General features: G+C 71.0%; 7 protein-coding genes. 3 read left to right on the plus strand and 4 right to left on the minus strand.

All coding sequences use genetic code 11. From position 1 onward, the window contains the following. Window positions 1–27 precede the first annotated feature (27 nt). Window positions 28–513: a hypothetical protein gene (locus E8A74_RS02285; protein ID WP_136927239.1), complete on the minus strand. Its 486-nt coding sequence runs from the start codon at window positions 511–513 to the stop codon at window positions 28–30. Between the two features lie 123 nt (window positions 514–636). After that, window positions 637–2,532, minus strand: coding sequence for an OmpA family protein (locus tag E8A74_RS02290; RefSeq protein WP_136927240.1), 1,896 nt, complete (start codon window positions 2,530–2,532; stop codon window positions 637–639). A 152-nt stretch (window positions 2,533–2,684) separates the two neighbouring features. Here E8A74_RS02290 and E8A74_RS02295 point away from each other — a divergent pair, with 152 nt between their 5' ends. The 3 genes from E8A74_RS02295 to E8A74_RS02305 all read left to right on the plus strand — a co-directional run bounded on the left by E8A74_RS02295 (window position 2,685) and on the right by E8A74_RS02305 (window position 7,146). Then, window positions 2,685–4,097 (plus strand): hypothetical protein, encoded by a 1,413-nt coding sequence (locus tag E8A74_RS02295; RefSeq protein WP_136927241.1) that lies wholly within the window; start codon window positions 2,685–2,687, stop codon window positions 4,095–4,097. A gap of 200 nt (window positions 4,098–4,297) precedes the next feature. Beyond that, a complete protein-coding gene (locus tag E8A74_RS02300) occupies window positions 4,298–5,905 on the plus strand; it encodes a zinc-ribbon domain-containing protein (protein ID WP_136927521.1) in 1,608 nt (535 codons plus the stop codon). Between the two features lie 47 nt (window positions 5,906–5,952). Continuing rightward, window positions 5,953–7,146, plus strand: coding sequence for a DUF4384 domain-containing protein (locus tag E8A74_RS02305; RefSeq protein WP_136927242.1), 1,194 nt, complete (start codon window positions 5,953–5,955; stop codon window positions 7,144–7,146). Here E8A74_RS02305 and E8A74_RS02310 read toward each other — a convergent pair. Next, window positions 7,136–10,489 carry an ATP-binding protein gene (locus E8A74_RS02310; protein WP_136927243.1) on the minus strand — a complete coding sequence of 1,118 codons (3,354 nt, stop codon included), beginning with the start codon at window positions 10,487–10,489 and terminating at the stop codon, window positions 7,136–7,138. The genes E8A74_RS02305 and E8A74_RS02310 overlap by 11 nt on opposite strands. Before the next feature lie 52 nt (window positions 10,490–10,541). Beyond that, window positions 10,542–11,687 carry a UDP-N-acetylmuramate dehydrogenase gene (locus E8A74_RS02315; RefSeq protein ID WP_232379333.1) on the minus strand — a complete coding sequence of 382 codons (1,146 nt, stop codon included), beginning with the start codon at window positions 11,685–11,687 and terminating at the stop codon, window positions 10,542–10,544.

The following is an 11,687-nucleotide window of genomic DNA, read 5'->3' on the forward strand; positions in this document are numbered from 1 at the left end:
GGATCTTTCGGGTTCGGGGCCTCGGCCCTACATGCAGCCGGTCGGATTGAACACGTCGGAGGCGACGGACGTGGCGCCGACCTGGAGGCTGTCCTGGAGGGTGCCCGCGATCCGGATGCCCGCGGGCAGGCAAAGCGTGTCCACGGTCCCCTCCGGGATGATCTTGTCGAGCTCGAAGTCGATCGTGACCTCGCTGTCCGGCTGCACGGTGACGGGGAACGGCGTCGTGGAGACGAGCGAGAGACCCGACACGAGGGACTGCTGGTTCGGCGCGTCGGTGATCGCGACAGCGCCGATCTGCACGGTGCTCGGCCCACTCGCGCGCGGACCGAGCACGAGCGTGAGCTTGAACGAGCCGGTCAACGTGGCGCCGAGCACGCCGACCTTGACGTCGACGGTCGGCGCCTCGATGCGCGGCTCGACGAAGACGACGTCCTCGTTCTCGCCGATGCACCCCACGAGGAGCGAGGACAGCCCGAGGAGGAGAGCAGGAAGGGCGCGCAGGTTCTTCATGACGAGACGATAAAGCAACGAGGCACCTCGCGGCGCGACGATGACGCGCATTGCGAGGGCGCTCGTGCTCCCCAATGCGAAGCGCAATGGGAGGCGGGCTCGACTCTCCGAGAGGAATCCCGTTCAGGGCGCCGGCGAGTTGATCCCCTTCGATCGCGCCTTCTCGCAGCCGAGCTCGACGCCCGTCGGGCCCGCGTCGGTCCGGACGATCTTGAACTCGACGCGGCGGTTCTTCTCCCACGCGACCGCGTTGCTCGCGGGATCGATGGGGCAGAACGGGCCGTAGCCTATGGCGCGCAGGCGGCTCGCGTCGACGCCGCGCTCGATGAGCGCCTTCACCACGGACTCGGCGCGGGCCTGCGTGAGCTTCACGTTGGCGAACTCGGCGCCGCGCACGTCGGCGTGTCCCTGCACTTCGAGCAGCTTCAAGCTCGGGTTGCCCTTCAGCGTCGCGGCGACCGCGTCCACGATCGGGAACGACTGCGCGAGGATCTCGGCGCTGCCCGTCTTGAAGAGGATCTTGTCCAGGATGAGGACGTTGTTGTCCTGCACGATGACGCTGCCCTTGTCCGGACAGCCGTCCTCGTCGTCCTTGCCGTTGAAGGTCTCGGGTTCGTCCGGGCACTTGTCCACGCCGTCGAGGATGCCGTCGGCGTCGTTGTCGTCCTCGGGGCAGCCGTCGTCGTCCTTGAAGCCGTCCTTGTCTTCCGGCGTGTTGATGCACTTGTCGCGCACGTCGGGGATGCCGTCCTTGTCGTTGTCCTCCTCGGGGCAACCGTCGGTGTCCTCGAAGCCGTCCTTGTCCTCGGGGTTGTCCGGGCAGCCGTCCTCCGCGTCGAGGATCCCGTCGCCGTCGCGATCGCCGCTGCGAACCTGGACGGGCTCGTCGACCGGATCCTGCTCGGGACACCCGTCGGTGTCCTCGTCGCCGTCGCGATCCTCGGGTTCGTCGGGGCACTGGTCGACGTCGTCGGGGATGCCGTCCTTGTCGCGGTCCTCCTCGAACGGCTCGAAGACGAACGCGAGCATGCCGCGCTGCGAGGCGGACTGAAAGCCGGGCAGATAGCCGACGCCGCCCGCGAGCGAGAGGTACGAGTTCTTCTGGATGAAGACCTTGAAGCCGCCGAGGACCTCGGCGCTCAAGCGTTGCTTCGCGTCGGAGCTGCCGGCGAGGAGATAACTCGCGTAGGTCTCGGCCGTGATGTCGAACTTGTCGCCGATGCGGATGCTCGCCGCGAAGCCGCCGGTGCCGAGATTGTTGTACTGAAAGACGCCCGAAGCGAGCTGCGGCGCGCCCCGTTGATCGAGGCCGAACGTGGCGTTCTCGCCGGTGTGGCCGCGGTAGCCGGCGTTCAGGCCGAGGCGCACGACGTTCGTCTTGCCGAACTGCTTCTCGACGATGAGCTGAGGCCAGTAGAAGAAACCGGCATCGGCGCCGAAGTTGCGCTGTCCGCCGATGCCGTAGCCGCCTTGCACGAGCAGGGCGAGGCCGATGGGGCCGTCGGGCGAGAGCAGGCGGAGCTTTCCGTGGATGGCGACGTGGCCGAGGGCCTCCGCGGTGAGGCCGTTGTCGTCGTAGTTGCCGGTGCCGCCGGGGCCGATGTCGGTGACGCTCGTGCCGTAGTTGAGGACGACGGGCGCGCTGAGGCCGAGGACGAGCCGATCGGCGATGCCGTAGTTGAAGTTCAGCGTGCCCTGCAGGGCGTGGTCGACGAGGTAGTCGGCGCCGTGGCCGGGCGCGAGCTCGAGCAGGTTCCTGCCGTAGTCGAGGACGAGGCCGAAGCTGATGGCGCCGCCGGGCAAGACGCTCGCGCCGTTGACCGTGAAGAAGCCACGCGAATCGACCGCGGGCCGGAAGAGGTGCAGGTCGGCGCCTTCGCCGTTCGACGCGGGGATGCGATCGGTGCTCTGCGCGCGCGCGGGCGCGGCGAGGGTGGTGGTGGTGAAGAGCGCGGTGAGCGCCACGAGCGTCGCGACAGGGCGGCGACGCAGGCCGGTGAGCAAGCCAAGGGTCGTCATGTCTCGGACCTCGTCAGGCGAATCGTGCAGGCGCGGTTTCGTAGAAGCCTGAAAAACCCGTATCACCAGCGCAATACAACTGCAAAAGGATCGCAAGGATCACGCGGGCCTCTCCGTCCACGTTCTCCGTCGATCTGCTACGGTGCTCGACCGTGCGCTGCACACGTTCCTTCGCACGTCGCTCGCTCGTGGCCCTCGCGCTCGCCACGACGACGGCCTGCTCCGCGAGCGCGAGCGCCCAGGGCAAACCGACGCTGAGCGGCTCGTGGTCGGCAAGCTCCGTATCGGAGAGCTGGTCCTTTGATGGCTGGGTGGACGCATGCGGGCCAAAGCCGCGGGGTCAAGGCGGGGGCGGCGGGTCGGTGCAGATCCGCGAGCAGGGCGGCGAGCTGTCGATCGTGGGCGCAGGGCGCGCGTGGAGCACGGCCGAGTGCTGGGAGCAGGCGCCGGGGCTCGGGCGCGTGAGCCACTCGCAGTCGGGCGGCGGGCGGTTCTGGCGGACGCGGTGCAGCCTCTCGAACGAGAAGGAGCGCATCACGGTCACGACGACGGTGTCGGCGACGGACACGTCGATCGCGATGCAGGAGACGTCGGAGCACAAGGTCACGGCCGAGGGCGTGACCTGCACGGCGACGGCGAGCCGGTCGCGATCGTTCGGGCTCGTGAAGCGCGACGGCGAAGAAGCCGCGCCGAGCGCCTCCGCGAGCGCCTCCGCGAGCGCCGCGCCTCCGAGCCCCTCCGCGAGCCCGCCCCCGAGCGCCGCCGCGAGCGCCGCCGCGCCCGCGCCCAAAGCCCCCCTGAACGGGTGCAAGGTGGCGGGAGATCCGGCGCGGCTGGAGGTGGTTCCGGCGAAAAAGACGCTCCGGCCGGGGGATCGTTTTTCCTTCCGAACCGTGGTCACGGACAGCGAAGGCTGTGCTGTCTGGGTCAAGCCGACGTGGACGGTGACGCCCGGTCCCCTCGCGGCGAAGGTGACCGTCGACGGGAGCGGGACGGTCACGGTGGCGGAGGGCGCCGAGGAGGGGCGCGTCGAGCTCGTGGCGACGGTGTCCGGCAAGGGCGTGCCGGTCGCCGTGGAGATCACGAGCCCGACGAAGTACGACGCGCTCCTCTCGGCAGGCACGCTCGATCCGCAGGGGGAGCAGGGCGCGGTGGTCGTGATCGCCACGGGGGCGGTCGGCGGGCGCAAGGGCGTCGCGGACGACGTGGGCCGGGAGCGCAAGCAGACGTTCGTGGCGATCGTGATCGGCCTCGCCTTCGCGCTCGGCTTCGCGGGGCTCGTGCTGATGCGGCGCGGGCGGAGGCCGGCGGAGACGGACGCGGAGACGGACGCGGAGACGGAAGCCGAGCGGAACGAGGAAGCGCAGGCAGAAGCGGAAGCCGAGGCCGGCGCGGAGGACGAGGCGAATGCGGAGGCCCCGAAGGCCCAAGCCCCGGCACGCTCTTCCCCTACCCGCGCGGGGGGTCCGGCGGGGAAGGTCTGCCCGACGTGCGGGGAGCGCTACGGCGCCGAGGCGCAGTTCTGTGGGGCAGACGGCACGACGCTCGTACCCCTGAACCGCTGACACCTGGGCCGGGTAGATCCGGGTGGCTTGCTCGCACGTCGAACGAGCACCTGTAGGTTGCTTGATCGCGCTCGTGCGAAACCGTTATGCTTTGTGACGGCGTACGGAGAAGCCGGTAACGACCGGACCGCAGGTCCTCGGCGAGAGAGCAAGACGATCGTTCGTGCACGTGCGCGAGACCCGGAAGGGCAGCTTTCCCCATGAAGATTACGTGTCAGTCGTGCCAGGCGAAGTACACGATCGCCGACGAAAAAGTCGTCGGTAAGACCGTCAAGATCAAGTGCAAGAAGTGCGGCTCGGCCATCGTCGTCAACGCGAACGAAGCCGCGCCCGATGCACACGGCCAGGGTGGCTACGAAGAAGAAGACGACGGCGCGACCCGCGTCTTCTCAGGTGATCCGAGCGCAGCCGCAGCAGGCGGCGGCGACTGGACGGTCAACGTCGGCGACGACGACCAACGCACGATGTCGACCGCCGCGATCGCAGCCGCGTACGCGACGGGCACGGTCACGAACGACACGTACGTCTGGAAGGACGGCATGTCGGACTGGCTGCCGGTGTCGCAGGTCGCGGAGCTCATGTCGGCCGTGGGTCGCAGCAGCGGCGCATCCGCAGCCGCCGCAGCGCCGCCCGCAGACGACATGAACGCGACGCTGATGATGCCCGAGGGCGCGGGCGCCGCGCCCGCAGCCGCGCGCAACCAAACGGCGGCGCGCAAGACGGGCGGTCGTCAAGATCTCTTCGGATCGCAGAAGGGCGAGCCGGAGCCCGCGCGCGCCTCGGTGCCGCCTGCGGGGCCGAAGGGCAACCAGGTCGGCGAGCGCAACGAGAACTCGGTGCTCTTCTCGCTCTCGGCGCTCACCGCGGCCGAGAAGGCCGCGACGAAGGACGAGCCGAAGAAAAAAGACGGCCGCGGCGGGCTCGACGACATCATGAACCTCGGCGGCGGCGGCCTCGGCGGTCCGATGCTCGCGCCGCCTCCGCTCATGGCGCCCGTCGTGGAGCCGCCTCCGCAGCCGATGATGGCCGCGATGCCGGGCATGATGACGGGCACGCAGATCCCGATGACGGGCACGCAGATGCCGCTGACCGGCACGCAGCTCCCGCTGACCGGCACGCAGATCCCGCAGGTCGTGATGGTGCAGGTGCCCGAGCAGAAGAAGAGCTCGGCGGGCCTCGTCGTCGGCATCGCGCTCGGCATCGTGGTCGCAGGCGCGGCCGCGTTCTTCCTGCTGCGCGGGCAGCCGCAGAACACGACGACGACGGAGAACACGACGACGTCGGCGACGCCCACGGCGTCCGCCGCGCCCACGACGCCCACCCCGACGCCCACGGACACGATCGCCGCGGCGCTCCCGACCGCGAGCAGCGCGACGCCCGCGACGACGGATACGGCGAAGGCCGGCGGTGGTCCTGTCGTTGGCTCGGGCGGCGGAACGGGCCCGAGGCCGACGAACACGGCGGCGCCCACGGCGACGACGGCGGCGCCCACGACGACGGCGGCGCCCACGGCGGAGCCCCCGCCTGCGGAGGGTGGCAAGGAGTTCAACCGCGGCGCGGCCTCTTCGGCGCTCGGCTCGGCGGCCGGCGCGGCGAAGAGCTGCAAGACGGCGGACGGCCCGACGGGCACGGGCAAGGTGAAGGTGACGTTCGCGCCGAGCGGCAACGTGACCTCGGCGCAGGTGCAAGGACCGCCCTTCGCGGGCACCTCGGTCGGCGGCTGCGTGGCCGGCGTCTTCCGCGGCGCGCGCGTCCCGCCCTTCGACGGCGCGCCCGTCAGCGTCACCAAGTCCTTCACGATCAATTGACGGGCTGGGCTCGCAAACGCGGGCCCTTCCCCGTACCCTCGGCAGCCATGTCCCAACGCCGAAGCTTCGTGCATCTCGGCCTCGGTGCGCTCGCCGTGGCCGGCATCGCCCTCCTCAGCGCGTCGTGCGTGGTGAAGAGCCCAAGCAGCGTCGCTTGCGGCGAGGAGGAGCGTCGCTCCATCGATTGCTCGAGTGATCTCGCCGCGGGCGACATCGGCGTCCTGAACCTCGCCTCGGACACGGCGACGTTCGAGGACGTGGCGATCCGCCGCATCTCGGCGGAGACCGAGAAGTACGTCGCGGCGCACACGCGGCTCTGCCGGGACTACAACGCGTGCGCGATCGACAAGAAGACGTACGACACGGAGAAGAAGGCGCTGCTCGGGCTCCTGAGCCCCGTCAGCTCGATGGTCGCCGCGGTGAAACAGGCGTCCTCGGACGAGGAGCGGCAAGCCGCGCTCGACACGCTCTACCAGCACACGGTGCCGGAGGCGGAGCGCAAGGAAGAGCTGACGCTCACGTTGTCGATGGAGGCGGAGCTGCCGGAGAGCGCGGGCGGCGGGACACGCACGGTCAAACCGGACGAGCCGCTGCCGACGAACGCGCGCGTGTTCTTCAAGGTCGACGTCAAGCCGCGGGCGTACGTCTACATCTTCCAGAACAACGCGAGCAGCGGCCTGACGGTGCTCTTCCCGGACGAGCGGATCGGCACGAAAAACCCGCTCGAAGGCAGCCAGGAGTCACGCATCCCGAGCGGGGACGCGCGGTTTCGTTTGAACGACAAGGATCTCGGCTTCGAGGACATCTACGTCGCGGCGTCGCGCACGCCGCTCCGGAGCCTCGACGAGGCGCTCGCGCGCGTGCGGGACGGCAAGGTCACGCGCATCAAGGACGACAAGCTCCTCGACGGGATGAAGCGTCTGCCGGTCGCGGACGCAGCGGCGAAAAAGGACGCGAAGTGCCGCGACGTGGGGATCGAGCGGTGCCCGCGCATCCGTGGGCTCGAGCTCGACCTCGGCGGTGCGTCGGGGAGCAAGCCGGGGTTCAAGCCCGCGTCGTTCGTCGCGCGCACGGAGCCGGGTGATGGGCTCATCCTGAAGGTGTTCTCGTTCCAGCACACGGGCGAGGGCGCGGCGTACAAGGACGCGGCGGAGAAGTTCGCGAAGCTGCCGGCGCCGAAGACGCGTGGCACCGTGATCATCGAGCGCGCGCGCACGCGCGGCACCGTGATCATCGAGTAGACGAACTGCCCACGAGCCGCCGCGCGTCATCGAGGATCCGCTTCGTCGGAGCGCGCAGCGGGGCCTGTCGGGCATCCACGGTCCGCACGATCTCCGCGAGCGTCACGCTCGCCCCCTCCACGCCGTTCCGCGCGTGATGCAGCGCCGACCAGACCTCCGCGCGCGTGACCAGGTCGACGTCGGCGACGCTTTCGGCGCGCTTGCGTGCATGCGCCGCGTCCTCCTCGGCGCGCGGATCTCCGAGGCGTGATCGGATCTCGGCCCGACGCAGGAGGGTGACGGTGGCGTAATAATCTTGCCCTCCGCTCATCGCGACCTCGATGGCCTCGTCGGCGGCGGCCTTGGCAGCGGCGAGGTCCCCGATCTGCGTGAGCGCGTCCGCGCGCACCGACTGCGCGCCCATGAGCAGGTCCGCGTTCCCCGCGGCTCGGGCTGCGTCGGCTGCGAGCGCCGCAGCAGCGGCCGCGCGCACAGGATCGCCCGAACGCAGATACGTCGTCGCGGTGTTCACGAGGACCTCGCGTTCCAGCGTGCCGAACTTGAACTGCTTGGCGCGAGCCGAGATGCTCTCGAACAGCGGCAGCGCCGTCGCAAAATCCCCGGCGTTCGATCGCGCGCACGCAAAGGAGTTGTCCGCGTCGAGCTCGGCCCATGGAGAGCCGAGCTCCCGCGCGGCGGCGCGCACGAGCTCCGTCGCGCGTTGCAGCCTCGCGACGTCGCTCGGATCGACCTCCGCGAGCAGCTCGTGGCGCATGGCGAGCGCGCGGTACCGGAGTTCCAGCGGGCTCCCGGCCGCGAGCGTGATCGCCTCCTCGGCCAGCACGAGCCCGCGCCGCCCCCGCACGAGCCGCGCCGCGGCGAGCCGCGTCTCGATGCGCAGCGAGAGGTCACCGTGCGCGTCCGCGTCCGTGACGATCGCAGGATCGTGATCGGACGGTAGATGCCGGAGCGTCGCGGCGATCGCGAGCGTGAGCACGCGCGCTTCGAGCCTTACGCCCATGTCCGCCGCGCCGTCGAGGTGGATCTTTTCGAGACGCTCTCTCGCCTCGGCCGCGCGCCCCGCGCGAAACAACGCGTCGACCACGCGCAGCTCGGCGCGCGCGCGCTCGGCGCCCTTGGTCACCTGCGCGAGCTTCTCCGCGAGCTCCATGGCCCGCTCGAACTCTCCGCCCGCGAGCGCCTTCGCCACCGCCCTGCCGTACCAGCGCGCGGCCTCCTCGCGATCCCCGAGCGACTCGCGGCCCGCCGCGAGGAACGCCGCGTTCTCCTCGGCCACCTCGCTCCGCCCCACGGCTTCGAGCAGGCTGCGGTGGATGCGGCGGAACCACGGCTTCTGCCGCACGTCTTCGAGCGCCGCCTGCCGCACGATCTCCTGCGCAAACCCGTACTCCTGCCGCTCGCCGCGCACGATGAGCAGCCCCGACTCCACGAGCAATTCGAGCGCCTGCTCCACGCTCCGCGCGGACGTCCCCGCGGCCTCCACCGCCGCGACGAGCTGCTCCACCGGCAAACCCGAGCCGTAGAGCGCGACGCACGCGAGCACGTGCTGCGCCGCCCGCTCGCCGTCCGAGCCCGGATCGAAAAACGAGTCGAGCCGCGCGCGCAGAAGGTCCCGCACGCCCGGCACCGAGGCGCGCAGGATCGACTCGTCGCGCGGCCGCCACGCGGCGTCACGCCAGACGAGCGCGCCCGTCTCGTTCCACACGAGGAGCGGCTGCACGAGGAAAAACGGCACGCCTCCCGCCCCCTCGACCACGGCGCGCTCGATGTCCTTCGCGATCGGCGCGACGTTCTGCACGAGCGCCGAGGCGTCCTTCGCGGAGAGCGCGTCGAGCATGACGCGCGTCGCGCCCGCGCCGATACCTTGCTCGACGCGACCCACGAAGCGCCGCAGCGCGACGCTCGGGTTCGGCTCGTCACGCACGGTCACGATCACGAAGAGCCGCCCGCGTCCCTTGCGGATCGCTCGATCCGTCAGCATGCGCAAAAGCCCTTGCGTGTGCTCGTCCGCCCACTGCGCGTCGTCCATGTCGAGCACCGTCGGCTCTTCGAGGCTCGCCTCCACGAGCGCCTCCTCGATCGCCTCGATCGACGCCTCCAGCGCCGCGCGCGTCATCGCGGCCTCGACCGAGAGCGCGCGCTCGATCGCGTCGCGCATGCGCCCGAGCCCCTTCACGCCCTCGATCGCGGTGCGCAGCGCGCGGAGCGGCGTCCTTCGCTCGACCGAACATCGCGCGTCGATCACGCGCCCAAACCCGTACGCCGCGGCCGCCTCGACGATCTCGTCCGCGACCCGCGTCCGACCCACGCCGAACGATCCCGTCACGAGCGCCATGCGCACGCTGCCCGACGCGGCCTCCTCCGCGGCGCGCTCGAGCGACTTCACCGCCGCGTCCCGACCCACCAGGCGAGGCCGGTCCGTCAGCTCCTGCGGCGCGTTCTTGTCCTCGCCCACGAGCTTGCGGATCGCGCGGTCGACCGGCGGGTGCTCGCGATGCTCGCCGATCTCCGGATCCGTGCAGCGCCAGGGTTTGCCCGGCGCGTGCGGACCGTCCGCGAAGAGGAGACGTTTGTCGACGAGCGGCAGGTACGGCGACACGGGCATCCACGTCCCGTCCTCGCGCACCACGTACGCGACGCCGGCCTCGACGCCCGCGGGCAACGCGCCCTTCGTCTTGCGCCAGACCCCGCCCCGGAGCGGCGTGCCCATCCGCGCCTCGTACGTCGGCGGCTCGAGCGACACCACGCACCGGAGCGAGAGCGACAGGAGCCCCTCGGTATTTTCGAGCAGTGCCATCAGCTTCTCCAGCGCGTTGTCGCCGGAGCCGCCGCGATGGATGAAATCGTTCCGCGCCGAAATGAGCTCGGTCAGCGGGCGCTGCGACGTGAACGCGAGCATCTGCGCGAGCGCCGGGTCGTAGGGCTTCAGCGCGTTGCCGACGGTGCGCGTCAGTTCGCACCACATCCCGTCCGAGATCCGCGCCGCGCGCGCGAGCGCCTCCGCCAAGGGCCTCGGCGCCGCCGCGCCGCCGAGCTTCGCCACGAGCGCGGCGATGCCGAGCGAAAAGCCATACCGAACGATGCCGATCCCGAGCTCGAAGAGGCGCTTGCGCACGCCGGTCGCGTCCCCCTCGGCCCGCGCGATCTCCACGCCGACGGCGAGCGTGGCGACGGGCTCGGGCATCGTCGCGAGGCGCGCCCCGAGCTCGTCGAGCAGGTCCTCGTCGAGCGGCTTCGGCGGCCGGATGCTGCGGAAGGTACGTGGCTCCGCGCTCTCCTCGCCTTCGGGGAGTTCGTCGCGCGCCTCTTGCGGAGCCTTGCCTTCGTCCAGAGGTTCGACCACGGCGAGAGCGTAGCGCGTAGCCGCCTTCGCGGCGGCACAACAAGCCGCAAAATCAGGTCGTTGGATGCCCCACGAGGTCCTCGACCTCTTCCGGCCGGAAGCCGAGCATCACGGGCTCGGGCACGAGCCGCACGCCGAAGCGCGCGAGCACCCCGTCGCGGATGCGACGCGCGAAGCGGAGGATGTCCTCGGCCGTCGCGCCGCCGCGGTTGACGATCGCGAGCGCGTGGCGCGTGGACAGACCCACCGGACCATCGCCCGCTCCCTTCTTGAACCCCGCGCGCTCGATGAGCCACGCGGCCGGAAGCTTCACGCGACCCGGGCCCGCCACGAACTGCGGGAGGTTCTCGCCGGGTTCGAGCACGTTCGCGGCCTCGATGCGCGCGCGGGCCTCGGCGAAGGCGGCCTCGTCGAGCGTCGGGTTCACGAAAAACGAGCCTGCGCTGCGCGCGTTCTCGTCCCCCGCCTCGACGAGCATCGACTTGCGGCGCCGCAGCTCCAGCACGGCCTTGCGCACCTCGGCGAGCGAAGGCGAAGGCGGAGCGCCCGTGTCGCGCAGGTGCCGATCGAGCTCCGCGTACCGCACGGCCGCCGAGCCGCCGCGCTGAAGGGAGAACGTCACGCCGACGATCACGAACCTGCCGCTCGCCCGGCGCTTGAAGACGCTGTCGCGGTAGCCGAAACGGCAGCCGAGCCGATCGATGCCCACGGTCGCGCCGCTGCGCCGATCGATCCCGTAGACGAACGTGATCACGTCGCCCGCCTCTTGCCCGTACGCGCCGATGTTCTGGATCGGCGCTGCGCCCACGTCGCCCGGGATGCCCGAGAGGCACTCGAGCCCGGCCCAGCCTTGCTCCACGGTCATCGCCACGAGCGCATCCCACGACTCGCCCGCGCCCGCGGTCAGCGTGACCCGATCGCCCTCCATCGCGTGGTTCACGCCGGAGACTGCGACCCGGAGCACGAGGCCGTCGACGCCGCGATCCGCGACGAGCACGTTCGAGCCGCCGCCGAGCACGGTGACATCGAGGCGCTGGCTACGCGCCCACGCGAGCGTCTCGTGCACGGCCTCCTCGGTGCGCGCCTCGATGTACCGCGCAGCCGGTCCGCCGACGCCGAGCGTGGTCCGCGGCGCGAGCGGCACATCCAAGAGCATGCCCTCCGGCGCGCGCGGAGGCTCGGGCGGCTGGGGACGCAT

The organism is Polyangium fumosum (assembly GCF_005144585.1).
Taxonomy (GTDB): domain Bacteria; phylum Myxococcota_A; class Polyangia; order Polyangiales; family Polyangiaceae; genus Polyangium; species Polyangium fumosum.